This is a genomic window from Streptomyces yatensis, assembly GCF_018069625.1.
In the GTDB taxonomy this organism is placed as follows: Bacteria; Actinomycetota; Actinomycetes; order Streptomycetales; family Streptomycetaceae; genus Streptomyces; species Streptomyces yatensis.
The window spans coordinates 1,180,521-1,200,971 of the sequence record NZ_CP072941.1; the positions used below are offsets into that span (position 1 = coordinate 1,180,521).

General features: G+C 72.8%; 11 protein-coding genes and 1 pseudogene. 9 read left to right on the forward strand and 3 right to left on the reverse strand.

The features are described 5' to 3' along the window. Positions 1-139: 139 nt before the first annotated feature. Entirely contained in the window at positions 140-514 is a 375-nt protein-coding gene (locus J8403_RS04245) for a hypothetical protein (protein WP_211121934.1), read from the reverse strand. A 198-nt stretch (positions 515-712) separates the two neighbouring features. Here J8403_RS04245 and J8403_RS04250 point away from each other — a divergent pair, with 198 nt between their 5' ends. Continuing rightward, a complete protein-coding gene (locus J8403_RS04250; RefSeq protein ID WP_211121935.1) occupies positions 713-2,071 on the forward strand; it encodes a Gfo/Idh/MocA family protein in 1,359 nt (452 codons plus the stop codon). Positions 2,072-2,130: 59 nt separating this feature from the next. Further along, a pseudogene (locus tag J8403_RS44275) lies at positions 2,131-2,745 on the forward strand (DUF4232 domain-containing protein); the annotation flags it as partial. Positions 2,746-2,856: 111 nt separating this feature from the next. On the opposite strand, the gene J8403_RS04255 reads toward J8403_RS44275, so the two are convergent. Together J8403_RS04255 and J8403_RS04260 are read right to left on the reverse strand one after the other, a co-directional pair. Then, entirely contained in the window at positions 2,857-9,237 is a 6,381-nt protein-coding gene (locus J8403_RS04255; protein ID WP_211121936.1) for a type I polyketide synthase, read from the reverse strand. A gap of 81 nt (positions 9,238-9,318) precedes the next feature. Beyond that, positions 9,319-10,680: a beta-ketoacyl-[acyl-carrier-protein] synthase family protein gene (locus J8403_RS04260; protein ID WP_211121937.1), complete on the reverse strand. Its 1,362-nt coding sequence runs from the start codon at positions 10,678-10,680 to the stop codon at positions 9,319-9,321. A 517-nt stretch (positions 10,681-11,197) separates the two neighbouring features. Here J8403_RS04260 and J8403_RS04265 point away from each other — a divergent pair. The 7 genes from J8403_RS04265 (at position 11,198) to J8403_RS04295 (ending at position 20,450) form a co-directional block, all read left to right on the forward strand. Continuing rightward, the gene (locus J8403_RS04265) at positions 11,198-11,689 is read left to right on the forward strand and encodes an Lrp/AsnC family transcriptional regulator (protein WP_059144637.1); all 492 of its coding nucleotides are present in this window, start codon (positions 11,198-11,200) and stop codon (positions 11,687-11,689) included. 133 nt (positions 11,690-11,822) lie between these two features. Further along, positions 11,823-12,632, forward strand: a complete 810-nt coding sequence (gene ddaH / locus J8403_RS04270) for a dimethylargininase (protein ID WP_211121938.1) — start codon at positions 11,823-11,825, stop codon at positions 12,630-12,632. Continuing rightward, positions 12,632-13,894, forward strand: a complete 1,263-nt coding sequence (gene rocD, locus J8403_RS04275; protein WP_246585684.1) for an ornithine--oxo-acid transaminase — start codon at positions 12,632-12,634, stop codon at positions 13,892-13,894. Before ddaH ends, rocD begins: the two co-directional genes overlap by 1 nt. A 326-nt stretch (positions 13,895-14,220) precedes the next feature. Then, entirely contained in the window at positions 14,221-14,817 is a 597-nt protein-coding gene (locus J8403_RS04280) for a putative antibiotic biosynthesis monooxygenase (protein WP_211121939.1), read from the forward strand. 78 nt (positions 14,818-14,895) lie between these two features. Continuing rightward, on the forward strand, positions 14,896-17,208 hold the full coding sequence (pabB, locus tag J8403_RS04285) for an aminodeoxychorismate synthase component I (RefSeq protein ID WP_211121940.1): 2,313 nt from the start codon (positions 14,896-14,898) through the stop codon (positions 17,206-17,208). Positions 17,209-17,249: 41 nt separating this feature from the next. After that, on the forward strand, positions 17,250-18,788 hold the full coding sequence (locus J8403_RS04290) for an AMP-binding protein (RefSeq protein ID WP_211128070.1): 1,539 nt from the start codon (positions 17,250-17,252) through the stop codon (positions 18,786-18,788). Positions 18,789-18,860: 72 nt separating this feature from the next. Further along, positions 18,861-20,450 carry a class I adenylate-forming enzyme family protein gene (locus J8403_RS04295; protein WP_211121941.1) on the forward strand — a complete coding sequence of 530 codons (1,590 nt, stop codon included), beginning with the start codon at positions 18,861-18,863 and terminating at the stop codon, positions 20,448-20,450. The last annotated feature ends 1 nt before the right edge of the window (position 20,451 follow it).

Consider the following 20,451-nt stretch of genomic DNA (forward strand, 5'->3'; position numbering starts at 1 on the left):
CGTGAAGCCCGGCGGCACACGATCGGGGACCGTCCCGGCCTCCGATACACATCGGCACCATACGTGGCGGCTCGGCCACGCATCGCTCACCGTGGCGCTCCTCGTCGAGCGCCGGGCCATATCGGCCCACCTACCACGGTCACACATCGAGCCGGTGGGCCACAGCCCCCATCGTCGCCCTCGCGGCGCCAAGATCCACCCGCGCCCGGTCGGCCACCAGATAGAGAAAGACACCCTGGCGGGTGCGCTGGCTGAGCGGACGGATCAGATGGTATTCGGTGTCCAGGGTGACCACGATGTCCTCGAGACGATCCGGGTCGTAGCCGAGCAGCTCCAGCGTGGACAGCTTGGCCCGCATGACATCCGTGTCCCCGTAGGCCACCTTCTCCAGGTCCGGACCGCGCGGGGTCTGGACGGCACCCAGGGTGATCCGGCTCAGATAGTCCACGAGCGAGGCCGCCAGCGCGCCCTCGCACTCCATCATCTCGCGCAGTGACTCCTCGATGTCGATCATGGCCCGTCGCCCTCCCGGGGACCCTGGAGATCACATCCACCTATTTCATCCTTGCACAAGGCTCGCCGACGCACCCCCGCTCGCGCCCGATCGCCGGCACCGGGTGCCCCACCCCGTGGTGGCGGGCCGCCGATCGTCCTATCCTGCGCACGCGTTGATCGACTTCGGACTGAATCGTCGCTTCCCGCTGGAGGACGCATGACCATCGGCAGCACCCCGTCCCGGGCCGTGGTGGTGGGCACCGGCTCCCGGGCCCAGATGTTCACCGAGGCGCTGGCCCGCCGCCCGCAGCTGAGGGTCGCCGCGCTGTGCGATCCGAACCCGGTGCGCATCGCCCACCACCAGCGGCTGCTGAAGGAGGCGGGCGAGCCGGAAGCCGCCGCCTGGAGTCCCGAGGAGTTCGAGCGGCGGCTGCGCGCGGACGATATCCAGGAGGTGGTGGTGACCTGCGTGGACGCACTGCACGACGCGTACATCGTGCCCGCGCTGCGAGCCGGCTGCCGGGTGGTCACCGAGAAGCCGATGACCACCGATGCGGCCAAGTGCCGCCGCATCCTGGAGACGGTCGAGGAGACCGGCAACCATCTGGCGGTCGCCTTCAACTACCGCTTCAACCCGGTGCACGAGGAGGTCCACCGGCAGCTGTCCGGCGGCGCCATCGGCGAGGTGCTGTCGGTGCACTTCGAATGGCTGCTGGACACCCGGCACGGGGCCGACTACTTCCGCCGCTGGCACCGCGAGAAGGAGCACAGCGGCGGGCTGATGGTGCACAAGTCCAGCCACCACTTCGACCTGGTCAACTGGTGGCTGGGGGCCCGGCCGGCGGAGGTGTTCGGCTACGGCCGGCTCGGCTTCTACGGCCGTGCGGCGGGCGAGCGCAGCGGCTACCGGCGCGAGTACGAGCGGGCGCACGGCGCCGCCGCCGCGCAGGACGACCCGTTCGCGCTGGAGCTCGCCGAGAACGACGCGCTGCGCTCGCTGTATCTGGACGCCGAGGGCGTGGACGGCTACCACCGCGACCGCAACGTGTTCGGCGACGGCGTCACCATCGAGGACGACATGGCGCTGCTGGTCCGCTATGACACCGGCGCCACCATGACGTACCACCTGACCGCCTACTCCCCCTGGGAGGGCTACCGGGTGATGTTCAACGGCACCCGGGGCCGGCTGGAGCTGGAGGTCGAGGAGAGCGCGTGGCAGCCGTCGCTGCTGGGCACCTCCTCGGGCCACGGCACCATCCACGGCGACCAGGCCCTGGCCAACGCGGGCGGTCCGCGGCTGGTGCTGCGGCCGCTGTGGGAGCCGCCGCGGGAGGTGGGGCTGCCGGAGTTCGACCACGCGGGACACGGCGGCGGCGACGAGCGGATGCTGGAGGTGCTGTACGGCCCGGTGGATCCGGCGGCGGCCACCGGGACGGCGGCCGGGGACGCCTCGGACGCCTCACGCCGGCGGGCCACCGAGGAGGACGGGGCGCTGGCGCTGGTCACCGGGCTCGCGGCCAACCAGTCGTTCGTCAGCGGAAAGCCGGTGGCCACGGCGGATGTCGTGACGCTGTAGCCGGGGGCGCCGGGTCCAACGCGGCTCATCCCGCCCGGGGTTGGGGCAGGATGAGCCGCATGGACACGGATGCGATCGAAACACCCCGGGCGCCCCTCTTCCGGAGCGCCACCCGGCACCGCCGAAGACGGCTGCTCGGCTGCCTCGCGGCGGCCGGCCTGCTCAGTGCCTGCGGTACGCAGACCTCCTCGGGAGTCGCCGCGGTGCCCGACGAGGCCACCTCCCGCCCGTCGGGCCCCACCGTCTCCCCGGACAGCGCCGCCCCCGCGGTCTGCCCCGAGTCGGGGGTGCTGCTGCGGGCCGCGGAGGCCAACGCCGCGATGGGGCTGCGGGAGCAGCAGATCGAGCTGGTGAACTGCGGCGGACGCGTCTATACGGTCAACGGCCATCCGTCCGTCCAGGTCCTCGACGCGGACCTGGAGCCGCTGGAGGTCACGGTCGGCCATGGGGCGTCGGGCATCGCCACCGTCGACGGCTTCGAGACGGCCACCGGGCCGGTGCGGCTGAAGCCCGGTGAGCGGGCGGTGATGCGTCTGCTGTGGCGGAATCTGGTGACGGACACCACCCGCCCCGCCGCCGAGGGGCGCTATCTGCGGATCGCGCCGAACGGCGACGGAGCGGATGTGCAGACCGTGCCCGACCTCGTCGACCTGGGCACCACCGGCAAGCTGGGCGTGAGCGCCTGGGCCCGCCCCGGAGCGTCCTTCCCCGGATCGTCCTGGCGCGGATCGCCCGGACGCCGGTTCGTCACCCGCGCCGGTGGTGCCGTAGGTCCCGCGGCCCCGTCAGCCCGGGGCGCCCAGCCGCTCCTGCGGCCGGTCGGCCGGATCCAGCCCCAGTTGCTCGGCGAGCCCGGCGGCCAGGGCCTCCAGGGTCGGATGGCGCCAGACGAAGTTGCCCGCGAGCTTGATGTTCAGCCCCGTCTCCAGGCGCACCCGCAGCTCCATGGCGAGCAGCGAGTCGAACCCCAGTGACCTCAGGGGGGTCTGCGGATCGAGGGTGGCGCTGCTGAGCCGCAGCACGGCACGGATGTGGTCGGTCAGATAGGACTCCAGCGCGGCCCGGCGGGCCGGCCCCGCGGGGAGTGCGGCCAGCCGGGCGCGGATGTCGTCGGTGCCCTCCCGGGCGGCCACCGGAGTGTCGTCGCCGGGGAGGAGCGGGGCGAACAGGGCGGACCGGCGGGCGGCGGCGGGGATCCAGGTGGCCGGTTCGCCGGGGATCACACCGGTCTGCACCCGCCGGTGGGCCAGCAGGGCGCCGAGCGCGCCGAGCCCCTGCTCGGTGGGGATCGTCTGATAGCCGCGGTCGGCGAAGCCGGTGGCCACTCCGGTCTCGCCCCACGGGCCCCAGTTGACCGCGAGGGTGGGCAGGCCGCGGGCCGAGCGCCATCCGGCGAAGCCGTCCAGCCAGGCGTTGGCGGCCGCGTAGGCGCCCTGTCCGGCGTTGCCGAGCAGCGAGGCCATCGAGGAGTACACCGCGAACCAGTCGAGCCGGTGTCCCTCGGTGGCCTGGTGCAGGCGCCACGCCCCGGTGACCTTCGGCGCCCAGACGCGGCCCAGCTGGTCCTCGCGTATGTTGGCCACGGCCGCGTCGTCGAGGACCATCGCGCTGTGGACGACACCGTTCAGCGACGCCCCTTCGGGCGCGGTGGCGGCGGACACGAGCCGGTCGGCCGTGCCCGGGAGGCTGATGTCGCCGGTGACGACGGTGATCCTGGTCCCGGTCGCGGAGAGTTCGGCGAGGGTCCGCGCGGCGGCGCCGATCGGTGCGGTACGCCCGTTCAGCACCAGGTGGCCCGCGCCCCGCCGGGCCAGCCAGCACGCGGTGGCGAGCCCGAGACCGCGCAGGCCGCCGGTGACGATGTACGTACCGCCCTCGCGTACCGTCAGCGGTCCGTCGGGCAGAACGGCGTCGAGCTCGCCCTCCTGCGGGATGGTCAGCACCAGTTTGCCGATGTGGCGGGCACCGGCCATCCGCCGGAACGCGTCGGTGACCTCCGCCAGCGGGTAGGTGGTGCAGCGCAGCGGCTTGAGATGGCCCTCGGCGATCGCGGCGAGCACCTCGCGCAGCATCGCCGCGTACACCTGCGGGCGGGCCAGCTGCAGCTCCCTCAGGTCCACGGTGGAGAAGGTGATGTTGTGGCGCAGCGGGGAGAGTCCGAGCGGGGCGTCGGAGAGGATGTCGCGGACGCCGAGTTCGACGAACCGGCCGAAGGGGCGCAGGCACTCCAGCCCGGCCCGGATGGCCGAGCCGGCGAGGGAGTTGAGCACGACGTCCACGCCCTCGCCCCCGGTGGCCTCCTTGACCTCGTCGCGGAAGTCCAGCGACCGGGAGTCCATCACCTGGGCGATGCCCATGGCCCGCAGGAAGCGCCGCTTCTCCTCGCTGCCCGCCGTGGCCAGCACCTCGGCGCCCAGCAGCCGGGCGACCGCGATGGCGGCGAGCCCGGTGCCGCCGGTGGCCGAGTGGATCAGCACCCGCTCCCCCGCGGTCACCTGGCCGATGTGGCGCAGCGCGTACCAGGCGGTGAGGAACGCGATCGGCAGCCCGGCGGCGGTGTCCGGGGCGAGGCCCTCGGGGAGGGGTGCGGTGCGGTCGGCGGGGACGACGGTGAACGATCCGAAGGCGCCGCCGTGCACATCGGCCGCCACCACCCGGTCACCGGCGCGGAGATGGTCGACACCGGGCCCCACCGCGCTCACCTCGCCCGCGCATTCGAAGCCGAGCCGGTAGCGGATGTTCTCGTCGCCGGGGAGCAGGCCCATGGCGGTGAGGACGTCGCGGAAGTTCAGGCCCGCGGCGAGCACCCGCAGCTCCACCTCTCCGGGCCCGGGCCGGCGGCGGGGGGTGGTGGTGAGCTCCAGGCTGCCGAGGTCGCCGAGGCGGCCGGCGCGCAGCCGGAAGCCGTCGGTGCCGCAGCGCACGGTGCGGGCACAGGCGGTGGTGCGCTCGGTGTCGGTGAGGGGCGCGTAGTCCAGCTCGGCGGTGTAGCGGGCGCTGTCGCGCAGCGCGATCTCCTCCTCGGGGCCGTCGGCGAGGAGTTCGGCGGCGAGGGTTTCCGCGAGCTCGTCGGGGGCGGCCGGGTCGGTGTCCACCAAGGTGGCCCGCAGCTCGGGGTGTTCCAGGGCGAGCACCCGCACGAGTCCGCGGAGCGGGCTCTGTCCGGGGTCGGCCAGGTCCCCGGGGGTGACGGTGCGGGCGCCGCGGGTGGCGGCGTAGAGGCGGGGCGGTTCGGGGAAGCGGGCGGTGAGCGCCTGGGCGGCGGCGAGCAGCCGGCGGGTGCGGCGCAGCCCGTCCTCCGCTCCGCCGTCGGCGGGGCGCGGGCCGCACAGGAGCACCACGGCGCGCGGCCGTTCTCCGGGGCGGGTGAGCCGGCTGGTGAGGGCGTCGCGGAAGGCGTCGAGCCCCTGGTCGGCCAGGGGCGTCTCCCACACCCGGGCGGTGGCGCCGGCGTTGCGCAGGGCGGCTGCCACCGGGCGGGCGGTGCCGTCCGCCTCTCCGACGATCAGCCAGCGCCCCGGGGGCCGGGTGGTCGCGGGCCGGGTGGCGCGCCGCCAGCCGACCTCGAGGAACCACTGGTCGGCCTCGGCCGTGCGGTCCGCGGCGCTGTGGACGATCCGCAGTCCGTCGACGGCGAGGACCGGGCGGCCGTCCGCGTCGAGCAGGCGGACGTGCCCGACGGTGGCCCCCGGGGTGGTCTCGACGAGGCGGGCGTGGCAGTACACGGCGGTACCGGGGTCGCCGAGGACGCGTGCGCTCTGCATCCGCACGGGCAGCATCAGCCGCCGGTCGCCCTCGTCGAGCAACCCGGCGCCGAGGAGTTGGGCGCACAGGTCGACCAGGACGGGATGGACGCGCAGCCCGTGTCCGGGCTCGCGGGCGGCCTCGGGAATCCGTACCCGGGCCCAGAAGCTGTTGCCGTGGCGGGCGGTGGACAGCTCGGTGATGCCCTGGAACGCCGGTCCGTGTGTCACGCCCCGGGCCCGCAGATCGGCGTACAGCGCTTCGGCCGCCATGGGCACGGGGTGGCGCAGGGCGAGGGTCCGGACGGAGGCGGGGCGGGAGCGCGGTGGTACGGCGAGTCTGCGGAGCACGGCAGTGGCCTGCCGCACCCAGGCGCCGTCCTCGGCGCGTCCGAAGATCTCGCATTCGGCCCGGTCGGCGGCGGCGAGGGTCACCGTGGTGGAGAGGTCGGTGTGCTCGGCGAGCCGCAGCAGTTCACGGAAGTGCAGATCGGTGACCTCGACCTCCTCGGGTGTGGCGCCGAACACCTCGCAGGCGGCGGTGAGCGCGAGGGCGTAGGAGGCCGCGCCGGGCAGGACGGGGGCGTCGTGCACCCGGTGGTCGTCGAGCCAGGGCAGGGCCGCGGTGCCGGTGCGGGCGCGCCAGGAGTGGCGGACGGGTTCGCCGGGCACCTCCAGGTGCGCGCCGGGCAGCGCACCGGCCGGGCCCGCGCCGGGCGGGTCGTCGGAGGGCGCGGGGAGTGGGGCGTCGGCCCAGTGGCGGGTGCGGTCGAAGGTGATGGGCGGTACGTCGGCGAGGGCGGCGTCCGCGTACAGCACCGACCAGTCGACGGGGACGCCCGCGCAGTGCAGCGCGGCCAGCTGGGTCCGGAAGGTGGCCGGCTCGTCCTCCTCGCGGCGGAGCGTGGGCAGGACGACGGGGTCCTCCACCAGACCGGCGAGACCGCGCAGGACGGGGTGGGTGATGACCGGATGGGGGGATATCTCGACGTACACCAGGTGGCGGTCGGCCGCGGCGGCGGCGACGGCCGCGGCGAACCGGACCGGGTGGCGCAGATTGGCGCACCAGTAGTCGGCGTCGAAGGCGGGCGGGGTGTGCGGATCGTCGAGGACGGTGGTGTAGAAGGGCACGTCGGGGCGGCGGGGGGTGAGGTCGGCGAGGGCGGTGCGCAGATCGGCCAGGAGCGGGTCCACCTGGGGTGAGTGCGAGGCGACGTCCACGGCGATCGGCGCGGCGGGCACGGAGCGGGCCTGCCAGCCGGCCACGAGCCGTTCGACCTGGGCGGTGTCCCCGGCCACCACGGTGGAGCCGGGTGCGGCCATGACGGCGACGGTGACCGCTGCCGCGGCGGCGCCGGTGTCGAGTTCGGCCTGCACCTCGTCGGCGCCCAGGCCCACCGTGGCCATGGCGCCGTTCCCGGCGACCCGGGTGAGCAGCCTGGAGCGGCGGCAGATCACCTTGGCCCCGTCGGCCAGGGAGAGCGCCCCGGCCACCACGGCGGCGGCGACCTCCCCCATGGAGTGGCCGATGACCCCGGCGGGCTCCACGCCGTGGGCGCGCCAGGTGGCGGCGAGCGCGGTCTGCAGGGCGAACAGCACGGGCTGCACCCGGTCGCAGCCGGTCACCGGGGCGCCGGAGCGGACGATGTCGAGCACCGAGAATCCGGACTCGGCGGCGATGAGCGCGTCGGCCTCGGCGAGCGCCTCGGCGAAGGCCGGTTCGCTCTCCAGCAGCCGCCGTCCCATACCGGGCCACTGGGAGCCCTGTCCGGAGAACACCCAGATCGGCCGGCGGGAGACCGAGGCGCCCACGGCCCCGCTCACCACGGCGGGGTGGGCCTGACCGTCGGCGAACGCCCGCAGGGCGGCCACGAGTTCGGCGCGGGAGGCGGTGGTGACGCCGAGCCGCCCGCGGCCGGCGGCGCGGCGCAGCGCCAGGGTGTGGGCGATGTCGCGCAGCGGGGTGTCCGCGCCGTCGCCCTCCAGCCAGTCCGCCGTCCGCCGTGCGGCGGACGGCAGCGCGGCCGGTGAGCCGGCGGGGACGAGGAACACCTGCGGAACGGCGCGGGTGGCGGTGCGGGGGCGCGGTGCGGTGCGGGAGGCGGGCGCGGTGGGGGGTTGTTCCAGCACCACATGGGCGTTGGTCCCGGAGAAGCCGAAGGAGGACACGGCGGCCAGCCGGGGGCCGGTCCGCACCGGCCAGGGGGTGAGCTCGCGGGGGATGAAGAAGCGGGTTCCCTCGGCGGCGATGGCGGGGTTCCACCGGGTGAAGTGCAGATTGGGCGGGATGAGTCCACGGCCCAGGCACAGCACGGCCTTGATCAGTCCGGTGACCCCGGCGGCGGGCTCCAGATGGCCCAGGTTGGCCTTGACGGAGGCCAGGGCGCAGCGGTCGCGGCCGGTGCCGTAGACCTGGGCGAGGCTGGTGAATTCGACCGGGTCGCCGACGGGGGTGCCGGTGCCGTGGGCCTCCACCATGCCGACTTCGGCGGGGTCCACCCCGGCGCGGCCGAGCGCCTCCTCGTACAGGGCGCGCTGGGCGGTGGCCGAGGGCGCGGCGAGGCCGTCGGAGCGGCCGTCCTGGTTGACGGCCGAGCCGCGCAGCACGGCCAGGATCCGGTCCCCGTCGCGCAGGGCGTCGGTGAGGCGCTTGAGGACGACGATGCCGCACCCCTCGCCGCGGACGAAACCGTCGGCGGCGGCGTCGAAGACGTGGCAGTGGCCGGTGTGCGAGAGCATGCCCATCTGGTCGAACGAACGGGTGGTCCGCGGCTCGAACATCAGGGTGACCCCGCCGGCCAGGGCCAGTTCGCATTCCCCGGCGCGCAGCGCCTGGGCGGCCAGGTGGACGGCGACCAGGGAGGAGGAGCACGCGGTGTCCAGGGCCACCGACGGGCCGTGGAGGCCCAGGAGGTAGGAGATCCGGCCGGTGGCGACGCAGTGCCCGTTGGTCAGGACGGAGCCCTCGACCTCCCGTTCCCGGGGGCGCCGGTCGAGCCCGTTCATGTAGTCGTTGTAGCTGATCCCGGCGAAGACGCCGGTGGCGGTGGAGCCGAGCCGGTCGGGTGGCATTCCGGCGTGTTCCAGAGCCTCCCAGGACACTTCGAGCAGCAGCCGGTGCTGGGGGTCGAGGACATCGGCCTCGCGTCCGGAGACGCCGAAGAAGTCGGCGTCGAAACCGGACACATCACGCAGATATCCGCCACGGCCCGGCGGTGCGGACTCGGGCCGGACGGTCGTGGCGGGGTCGGCCGCCCAGAGCGCGGCGCGCTCGGCGGGCGGTTCGCCGACGGCGTCGCGTCCGTCGGCCAGCAGCCGCCACAGGGCGGCGGGTGAGTCGGTGTCACCGGGGAGCCGGCAGCCCATGCCGACGATGGCGATGCGGCCGGGGGAACGGCCGGGGGCGGGAGTGTGCTGACGCATCGGGGTCTCCGTGGGTGGTGCCCGGCCCGGGGTGGGGGCCGTGGGGGGCCGTGGGGTGGAGATCGCCGTGGGGGTACGGACTCAGGTGGCGTCCGGACCGCCCAGCAGCATCGCGTGCTTCACGCCACCGATCTGGTAGTTGAAGCTCAGCGCGTGGTCGAAGTCGAGGGGGCGGGTGCGGGTGCCGGGGACGGGGTCGAAGGGGAGCCCGTCGTCGGGCTGTTCGCAATTGGCGGTGGGACACACCTCGCCGTACTCCATCATCATCAGGGTCAGGGCGAGGTCGAGGCAGCCCGAGGCCGATCCGAGGTGGCCGAAACATCCTTCCTGGGAGGACATCAGCACCGTGGAGTCGGGGCCGTAGAGCTCGCGAACGGTGTTGGCCTCCAGGGCGGTGACGACCGGATCGCCGTCACTCGCGCCGTTGATGTACGGCAGCTGCTCGATCCGCCAGCGGTCGCCCATGCACAGGCGGACGGCCCTGATCAGCTGGGCGCCGGAGTCGTCGGCGGCGAGCGGGTTGGCCAGGCCGTCGCGGGTCAGGGCGGTGGCGAGCACCTGGCCGTAGACGTGGGCGCCCCGCCGTTCGGCGTGTTCCCGGCTCTCCAGGACCACGGTGGCGGATCCCTCGCCGTGGTTGATGCAGTCCGCTCGCCGGTCATAGGGACGCATCAGGGAGTCGAAGGAGGGCAGCAGATCGGGCATTCCGACCGCATTCGTCGCGTCGTGGGCGTGCTGGGCGCCACGCAGCAGCCGCTGGCCCTTCTGGATCAGGCCGACGTTGAAGACGTCGACGCCGGTCACCACCGCGAGATCGATCTCGCCGGCCGCGATGAGCCGGCGGGCGTTGCCGATCTGCACGGCGGCGGAGGCGCAGCCGCAGGATACGGTGAAGCAGGGACCGACGGTCCGGGCCAGGGCGCCCTGGACGAGGACGACATCGGAGGGCGACACGGCCTGTTCGGTCGCGACGAGCAACTCCACGGCGTCGAGTGGGGTGGCGGAGTCGGGGTCGGCGCCGAGCAGGGTGACATAGCTGTCGACATTGGCGTCCACGCCGCCTCGGCCGACGAGTACGGCCGCCTGGCTCAGATCACCGGCGGTCACCTCCAGTTCCGCGTCGGCGCACGCCTCGACCAGGGAGACCAGGCCGTACCGATGGGCGTTGGTGTAGTGGCGGGAGAAGAATTCGGGGATGTCGGGAAGTCGTTCCTCGAACCGCTCGGCGCTGAGGTGGACCGAGCCGAAGTGGACGCCGTCCCGGCCGAGGACGGTGCGGCCCTGGGAGGCGATGTCCCACACCTGGGCCGCGGTGAAGACGGGTTCGGCGCCGCCAGGAAGGCAGAAGCCCAGGCCGGTGACGACGGTGTCCCGGGCGCTCCCGGAGCCGCCCGGAGCCGGGCGGGAGGGGTGGCCGCGCGGGCTCACGACGCCCCGCCGCATCTGGAAAGAGTCATGACGGTGGTCCCTTTCGCTCACACCGGAGTACGGACCCGCCGGTACGGTGCGTCGCCGAAAGCGCGGTGGCACCGTCGGTGAGCGGAATCGGTTCACCGGCGAATTCGGCGCGTACGGCGCGGCGTTGGGCGTACTCGAAGCCTTTCCCCGTTGGCTGGTGAGTCGTCTCCGTTCGGGAGTCGCTCATCTTTCGGAAAGGACGGGTGGAATAGATGACGCTACGCCCGCGGGGACATGGGCCGGTAGGTGGTATCCGCATCACCGAGGTGGATTCGTCCGTTCCGGTGCACCGCCGTTGTACCCCCGGAGCCCGTGCCGCGCGACCCTTGGAAAGAAGGGGCTCGCGCCCCGGTTCACGCCCCCCTGTTGTGGAATCTTTCTGAAAGAGCGTACAGAAAAGGCGCCCCAGGCATTCAATGAGTACCGGGCGGTTTGAAAGCGCGGAAGAGCCCTTTGCCTTATGGGTACCTCATGGGGCAAAAACCGTAAAGGACGACAAAAGATGACGCACCCGTCCCCCTTGTTCGACGATCTGGACCGCAAGATCGTCGCGGCACTGGTGGAGAACGCCAGAACCAGCTTCACCGAGATCGGCGCCGCGATCGGGCTCTCCGCCTCGGCGGTCAAACGCCGGGTCGACCGGATGCGGGAGACCGATGTGATCACCGGCTTCACCACCACCGTGCGCCCGGCCGCCCTCGGCTGGCGGACCGAGGCGTATGTCGAGGTGTACTGCGACAGCGCCGCACCACCCCGGCGCCTCGCGGAGGTCGTGCGCAACTATCCGGAGATCATCGCGGCCATGACGGTGACCGGTGGCGCGGACGCCCTGCTGCATGTCATGGCCACCGACGTGGAGCACTTCGAGGAGGTGCTGGAGCGCATCCGGGCCGAACCGTTCGTCCGCCAGACGATCAGCTACATGGTGCTGTCCCACCTGCTCACAGGCAGTCCGGAGGCCGGTTCGGCGCCCCCCGCGACCGCGACGCAATGAACCGCCGCCAGACGGCCTCAGCACGCAGCATCGGTGCGCCCACACGCAGTTTTCCTTTCTTGTCTCCCCTCTCCTCCGTTTTCTACCGTTGATTCATCCCCCCGGTCGCCCGCGGAAGCGAGAGGAATCCTCCGTGTCCCTTACGCGTGTGCCGCGCCCCCGGCGCTTCTTGACCTGTGCCCCCAGATTTTTCGATGTGCGGTATGCCATCAATCCCTGGATGCGTGAGGACACCGAGGTCGATACCGACCTCGCCCAGGCGCAATGGGAGACGCTGATCGGCGTCTACCGCGACCACGGCCATCGAGTCGAATTCATCGAGCCGGTGGCGGGGCTGCCGGACATGGTGTTCGCGGCGAACTCGGCCCTCGTCCTGGAGGGCCGGGTCTTCGGCTCGCGATTCCACGCCCCGCAGCGCCGGCCGGAGCAGCTCGCCTACGAGCGGTGGTTCAAGGCCAACGGTTTCGACGTCCATCCGCCGGAGTCGGTGTGCGAGGGCGAGGGCGACTTGGTGCCGGCCGGGCCCTTCGTCCTGGCGGGCACCGGCTTTCGCACCACCCGGGCGGCCCACCAGGAGGTGCAGGAGTTCTTCGGAGTGCCGACCATCAGCCTGCTGCTGGTGGACCCGTACTTCTACCACCTGGACACCGCGCTGTTCGTCCTCGACGACCGGAACATCGCCTACTACCCGGAGGCCTTCTCCCCCGGCAGCCGTGAGGTGCTGGAGCGGCTCTACCCCGACGCGCTGATCGCCACCCGCGACGACGCCATGGCCTTCGGGCTCAACTCCGTCTCCGACGGCCGCCATGTCTTCGTCGCGCCCCAGGCCACCGGCCTCATCGACCAGCTCACCGACCGCGGTTACGTCCCCGTCCCCGTCGACCTGTCGGAACTGCACAAGGCCGGCGGGGGCATCAAGTGCTGCACACAGGAGATCCGCTGATGACCGCCACCACCCCCACCGCCTCCGGTTCCCCCGCCGCCGCGGCGGACGGTGCCCGCGCCGCCCGCACCTCGCGGGAGCTGATCCGCGCCGAGGAGTCCTCGCTCGCGCACAACTACCATCCGCTGCCCGTGGTCGTCGCCCGCGCCGAGGGCACCTGGGTTTGGGACGTCGAGGGGCGCCGCTATCTCGACATGCTGGCCGGCTACTCGGCGCTCAACTTCGGCCACCGCCACCCGGCGCTCATCGAGGCGGCCCACCGCCAGCTCGACCAGCTCACGCTGACCTCGCGGGCCTTCCACAACGACCGGCTGGCCGGGTTCGCCGAGGGGGTGGCGGAGCTCACCGGGCTCTCCATGGTGCTGCCGATGAACACCGGCGCGGAGGCGGTGGAGAGCGGCATCAAGGTCGCCCGCAAGTGGGCGTACGAGGTCAAGGGCGTCGCGCCGGACCAGGCCACCATCGTGGTGGCGGCCGACAACTTCCACGGCCGTACGACGACGATCGTCGGCTTCTCCAGCGACCCCGTCGCCCGCGACGGCTTCGGCCCGTTCGCCCCGGGCTTCCGCGTCGTGCCGTACAACGACCTCGCGGCGCTGGAGGCGGCCGTCGACGAGACCACGGCGGCGGTCCTCATCGAGCCCATCCAGGGCGAGGCGGGCGTCGTCATCCCCGACGACGGCTATCTGCGGGGGGTGCGCGAGCTGACCCGGCGCACCGGGACGCTGTTCATCGCCGATGAGATCCAGTCCGGTCTGGGCCGCACCGGCACCACCCTGGCCGTCGAGCACGAGTCGGTGATGCCGGATGTGCTGCTGCTCGGCAAGGCGCTGGGCGGCGGCATCGTGCCGGTGTCGGCGGTCGTGGCCGACCGTGCGGTGCTCGGCGTGCTGGGCCCCGGCGAGCACGGCTCCACCTTCGGCGGCAATCCGCTGGCCGCCGCGGTCGGCTCGGCCGTGGTCGACCTGCTGCGCACCGGCGAATTCCAGCGCCGCGCCACCGAGTTGGGCGAGGTGCTGCGGACCGGGCTGGCCACGCTGACCGGCAAGGGCGTCGTGGGCTACCGCTGCCGCGGGCTGTGGGCGGGCGTCGATGTGGACCCCGCCCTCGGCACCGGGCGCGAGGTGAGCGAGCGGCTGATGGCCGAGGGGATCCTGGTCAAGGACACCCATGGCTCGACGATCCGGCTGGCACCGCCGCTGACCATCACCCGTGAGGAGCTGGAGGGGGCGCTGGCCGCGCTGGAGAAGGTGCTCGGCTGAGCGATTGACCGAAAGCGACGAGGAGCGCCGGGCCGCATTACGTTTCATACGGCCCGGCGCTTCGTCATGTTCAATCCGCGCGCAGATTCTTTTTCGGCGGCCCTGTCGCGGTACCGCGAGAACTCCGGATCGCAGATAACGCCCAGGTCACGGCGGGCTTTTCGAGTTTTTATGTACGTTGTTGAGCATTCCACTGTTCCCGATCGCACGGTGTGGAACACTTCGTGTCATCTCGCCGGGTGGACCTGACGGGAAGTTGACAGTTCCCACAGGTCGGCACGGTGGAGAAGGCAAACGTCATGGTGCGGAAGGGAGTTGCGGCTGGAGTGGACGGTGAGCCGGTCACGGTGACTGCCGCATACCGGGTGGACCCCGGCCGCGAAAGCGAGTTCTATGCCTGGGCGATCGAGATGCTCAATGCCGCGGCAAGCCTTCCGGGATATCTCGGGGGCGGGGTCATGGGATCCGGTTCGGCCTCCTCGGAGTGGCATGTCCTCTACCGGTTCGAGGCGGAAGGCCCGGCACGGGCATGGGATTCCTCGCTGGACCGTGCGCGTTTGGCATCCCGGACCGGGCCCTTCGTCCAGGAAAAGGGAACACAGCGCACCTCGGGACTGGAGAACTGGTTCAAGGGGCCGGTGCGGCCACTGCCGCCACCGCCCAAATGGAAGCTGTGGCTGGTGAATCTGAGCGCCGTCTTCCCTCCGGTTCTCATCTTCAATGTGCTGGTGATCCCGTTCATCAAGGACACCAATTTCCTGCTGCGGACCCTGGCTCTGTGTCTCGGTGTGACCGCGATGGTGACCTGGCTGGTCATGCCACGGCTGCAGCGGATTCTGAAGAAGTGGCTCTACCCGCCGCTTCAGTCGATACGAGGACGTCACAGGCGGATGGTGGCCGACGGTCCGCGCGCTCGCCGGTAGGTGGGCGGCGCGGCACGGCCCGACGACCGGGGCGGGTGCTCCCCGGCCGGTTTTCTCATCGCAAGGAGGCAAATCCGGATGGAATCGCTGAGGACACTCCTCGTCGATCATCACGACTCGTACACGTACAACCTCTTTCATCTGCTGACCGAGGTCAACGGCGAGGAACCGGAGGTGCTTCTCCATGACGCGCCGGAATGCGCGGACATCGATCTGGCCGCGTTCGACAACATCGTGCTCTCCCCAGGCCCCGGGCATCCGGCCGATCCGCGGGACTTCGGCGCCACCGCCCGGCTGATCGAGCGGTCGACCATTCCGGTGCTTGGGGTGTGCCTGGGGTACCAGGGAATCGCGCTCGGCGCCCAGGCGCGGGTGATGCCCGCGCCCGAACCGAAACACGGACATCTGTCCCGGATCAAACACGGCGGGCGCGGGCTGTTCCGCGGTCTGCCACAGGACTTCACGGCCGTTCGCTATCACTCGCTGTGTGTGGCCGAGCCGCTGCCGCTGGGGCTGCAGGGCATCGCCTGGTCCGAGGACGGTGTGCTGATGGGGGTGCGGCACCGGGCCCGTCCGCTGTGGGGCGTGCAGTTCCACCCGGAGTCGGTGCTGACCGGATACGGCCACCGTATGCTCAGCAACTTCCGCGATCTGACCGTCGAGCATGCCAATGGCGAGTCGGTGACCTCGACCGTGGCCCCCGCCTCCGCCGAGGAGCCGCGCCGCGCCCGCACCTCCGCCGAACCGGCCGCGGGGCCTTCCGCCGGGGAGGGCTCCCCGCGGGCACCCGAGGCGGACCCCCGGGCGGAACTGGCGCGGCTCGACACCATGGCGAGCGCCCCGGCGCCGTCGCCCCCGGAAGGCCCCGCCTACCGGCTGCACGCCCGGTGGCTGGCCGATGCCACCGACACCGAGGCGGCCTTCACCCGGCTGTACGCGAAGGCGCCGCACGCGTTCTGGCTCGACAGTTCGCGCGCCGAGTCCGGCGAGGCGCGCTTCTCCTTCCTCGGGGACGGCACCGGTCCGCTCGCCGAGTTCGTCCGCTACGACACCGATACGGGCGTCTGCGAGGTCGAGCGGACGGGACGGCCCACCGTCCGGGTCGAGGGCAGCGTCTTCGACTACCTCGAACGGGAACTGACCCGCCGCCGGGTGACCGCCCCCGGTCTCCCCTTCGACTTCACCGGCGGCTATGTGGGCTACTTCGGCTACGAGCTCAAGGCCGACTGCGGCTCCCCGGGCCGCCACCGGTCCGCCACCCCGGACGCCTGCTGGCTCTTCGCCGACCGGTTCGTCGCGGTCGACCACCAGGAGGGCGTCACCTACATCTGCTGCCTCACCGAGGACACCCCCGACGGCCACCGGGAGGCGAAGGACTGGCTGGACACCACCGTGACCGTGCTCAGCGGGGTGCCGACGCTCAGCGGCCCCGCCCCGCGGCCGCCCGCCCTCACCACCACGGCCGCAGCGGAGCCCTGGCTGGTGCGGGACCGGGAGCGGTACCTGGCCTCGATCGAGGCGTGTCTGCGGGAGCTGCGCGCCGGGGTGAGCTATGAGATCTGCCTGACCAACGCCGCCTGGCTGCCCGCCCCGAGCGACAGCTACGCCTTCTACCGGGCCCTGCGGCGGTTCAACCCGGCGCCGTACGCCGCCTATCTGCGGTTCGGCGGCACCGATGTGGCCTGCGCCTCCCCCGAGCGGTTTCTGCGCATCACCCCCGACGGCACCGCCGAGGCCAAGCCGATCAAGGGCACCGCGCCGCGTGGCCAGAACCCGGAGCAGGACGCGCGGGCGCTCGCCGCCCTCGCCTCCAGCCCCAAGGCCCGCGCCGAGAACCTGATGATCGTGGACCTGCTCCGCAACGATCTGGGGCGGGTGTGCGCACCGGGCAGCGTGTATGTGCCGCGGCTGATGAACACCGAGACCTATGCCACCGTCCACCAGCTGGTCTCCACCGTGCGCGGCCGGCTGCGCCAGGAGACGAGCGCCGTCGACTGCGTCCGGGCCTGCTTCCCCGGCGGCTCCATGACCGGCGCCCCCAAGGTGCGCACGCTGGAGATCATCGACTCGCTGGAGACCGAGGCCCGCGGTGTCTACTCCGGGGCGCTCGGCTACCTCAGCTGCAACGGCGCAGCCGACCTCAACATCGTCATCCGCACGGCCGTGTTCACCGGCGGCCGGATGCACATCGGCGCGGGCGGTGCCATCGTGCTCGATTCCGATCCGGTCGAGGAGTACGAGGAAATGCTGCTGAAGACCGCTGCCACCATGCGTGCCTACGAGGCCGTGGAGCCCGTGCCCGACGCGGAGTCCGCCGGGGAGATCGACGACCTGCTGGTGGCCGCCACCACGGCGCCACCGGCCCCCGCGGCGAAGGAGCCCGGCCGGTGACCGCCCTCTCGGTGTCCCCCGCTTCGGTGTCCGCCGCTTGGGTGTCCTCCCCGCCCCTGCCCACCGGCCCCACGGTCTCCGCCAATGTGGCCGCGCATCTCGCGGCGCTCGCGGACCGCCGCGGCTGGTCCGGCCGGGCCGCCTTCTTCGAGGGCCACCGGGCCTGGACCCACGGCGAGGTCCACGACCGCGCCGAGCGCGCCGCCACCGTGCTGGCGGGCCGGGGCGTGGCGGCCGGTGACCGGGTGCTGCTCGCGTTACCCGACGGCATCATGTGGGTGATCACGTTCCTGGCCGCCGCCCGGCTGGGCGCGACGGCGGTGCTGGTCAATCCCGCGCTCACCGCCGACGACCACCGCTTCATGACCGAGGACGCACGCGCCGTGCTGGCCGTCTCCGGCCCCGATCTCCAGGACCACTTCGACGGCGTCCGCTGGCTCGGCGCCGACCAGCTGTCGGCCCTGACCGGCCCGCCCGCCACCCTGGGCACGGCGGCTCCGGCCCCGGCGGCGGAGCCGGTGACGGCGGCCACCCCGCTGTACCTCCAGTACACCTCCGGAACCACCGGCCGCCCCAAGGCGGTGACCCACCGCCATGGCGATGTGGCCGCGTATCACGATCTGGTCGGGCAGGAGGTGCTCGACATCGGCCCGGCGGACGTGTCGTTCTCGGTGTCCAAGCTGTTCTACGCCTACGGCTTCGGGAACGCCTTCGCCTTCCCCCTCTTCTCCGGCTCGGCCGCGGTGCTGACCGCGGACCGCCCCGGACCGGCCCTCATCGACGACCTCGTGGCCCGGTACCGGGTGACCCTGCTGTACTCGGTGCCGTCCTCGTACGCCGCGCTGGTGGACGAGCGCGGCAGCGGCCATACGGCCTGCTTCGCCTCCGTCCGCGCGGCGGTCAGCGCGGGCGAGGGGCTGCCGCCCGCCCTCGGCGAGCGGGTCGGTGAGCTGCTCGGCGCGCCGGTGCTGGAGCAGATCGGCTCCACCGAGGCGGGCCACGCCTTCTGCGCCAACACGGTGTGGGACAACACGCCCGGCACCCTCGGACGTCCGGTGCCCCGCTTCGAGCTGGAGTTACGGGACCACGAGGGCGCCGTCGTGGCGGACGGGACCGACGGCACCGCCGAGGGCGAGCTGTGGGTGCGGGGCCCGACGGTGGCCACCGGCCGCCCGGGGGACGGCGGCTGGCTCGCCACCCGGGACCGGGCCCGGCGCGAGCGCGACGGGACCTATCGCCATCTGGGCCGGGTCGACGACCTGGAGATGGTCGGCGGGATCACCGTGTCGCCGCTGGAGGTCGAGGAGGTGCTGCGGCAGCACCCGGCGGTGCGGGAAGCGGCGGTGGCGGCCGTCCCCGACGAGCGGGGCGCGACCCGGCTGCGCGCCTATGTCGTACCGGCGGCCGACCCGGGTGGCCGGGCGGCCGACGAGGAGACGCTGACGGCCGATCTGATCGCGCTGGCCCGGCGGCGGCTCGCGGCCTACAAGGCGCCGCGCACCGTGCGCCTGGTGGCCTCGCTGCCGCGCACCCCGACGGGAAAACTGCGGCGCCACATCGTCCGCACGGGCCGCTGGTGACGCTCCGCGGACCCCACGGCCGCGCCCGGGCGCACGGCCTCCCGACCGACTTCGAACGATGAGGACCTCGATATGTTGCAGCGGCTGCTCCCCGAGCGCGGGTTCTATCTGGGGCTGATGTTCCAGGACGCGGCGGCCCGCCACGGCAGGGTCAGGGTGACCCTGGACCGGCCACTGGACGTCGCCCCCGACGCCGGTACCGACCTCGGCTACACCGAACTGGCCGATCTGGTCGACGACCTGGCCGCCCGGCTGTGGTCGGCGGGGGTCCGCCCGAGTGAGCATGTGGCGATCCTCAAGGGCGACAACGTCGACATCGTGCTGCTGACCTGTGCGGTCTCCCGGATCGGCGCGGTCCCGGCGCTGCTGTCGCCCTCGCTGGACGGACACGTGGCCGCGGTGCTGCTGGACCGGCTGCACGCGCCCTGGCTGATCACCGACCGGGCGACGCTGGAGTCCACGCTCAGCACGGTGGACACCACCCTGGCCCGGGGTGTGCTGACGGTGGACGAGGCGCCCGGGAACACCATCGCGCTGGCCGCGCTCGCCGGGGTGCCGCGCCGCCCGGCCATCCGGCTCCATCCCGGGGAGCCCTCGCTGATCACCCACAGCTCGGGGACCACCGGCATCCCGAAGCTGGCCGTGCACTGCCCGCACACCATGTGGAACCGGCTGGTGCCCCAGCAGGCACTGGGCCGGGCCACCCGCCGTGAACCGGCCGCGCTCCACATGTCGTTCGTCCACTCCCGCTTCTACCATCTGCTGGGTGTGCTGCTGCACTTCGGCAGCCCGCTGCTGCTGCTCGTCGACCCCGACCCGGCCCACGCCGGCCCGCTGCTGGCGGCACACCGCCCCGGCATCGTCGAAACGCATCCCAACACCTATGTGCTGTGGGAGGACCTGGCCGACGCACCGGACGGGCCGCTGGCCAACGTCCGCGCGTACGGCTCCACCTTCGACGCCATCCACCCCCGTACGGTGCGGCGGCTGCTCGCCGCCTCCCGGCGCCGCGACCCCCGGCTGATGCAGTTGTACGGGCAGAGCGAGACCGGGCCCATCGCGTTTTGCTGGTACACCCGGCGGGGCGCGGACCGGGTGCAGGCGCGGCGGGTGGGCACCGGCATCCCCGGCTTCACCCGGATCCGGGTGGTGGACGAGCGGGGCCGCACCTGTCCGCCGGGGGCGACGGGGGCCATCGAGGCCCGTACTCGCGGCCGGATCCTCACCTACCTCGGCGCGCCGGAGAGTTACGCCCGGCAGGTGGACCGGGGCTGGTGGCGGATGGGCGACATGGGCTACCGCGACCGCTGGGGCGCGCTGTATCTGCTGGACCGCGAGGTGGACCAGATCTCCGCCGTGGACAGCAATCTGGAGGTGGAGGACGAGCTGCTGTCGCGGATCGCCGACCTCCGTGAGGTGGTCATCGTCCACGGTCCGCAGCGGCAGCCGGTGCCGGTGGTGTGCACCCGGGGGGACCAGCCGCTGGACCCCGCCCGCTGGCGGGAGGCGACCGGGGATCTTCCGGCGCTGGCCGAGCCGGTGCAGTGCCGCTTCGAGGATCTGCCGCGCACCGGCACCTGGAAGATCAAGCGGCTGGAGATCGCCCGGCTGCTCGCCGCGGGTGAGCTGCCCACCCTGTCCACCGCCCCGGTCGGTGGCTGAC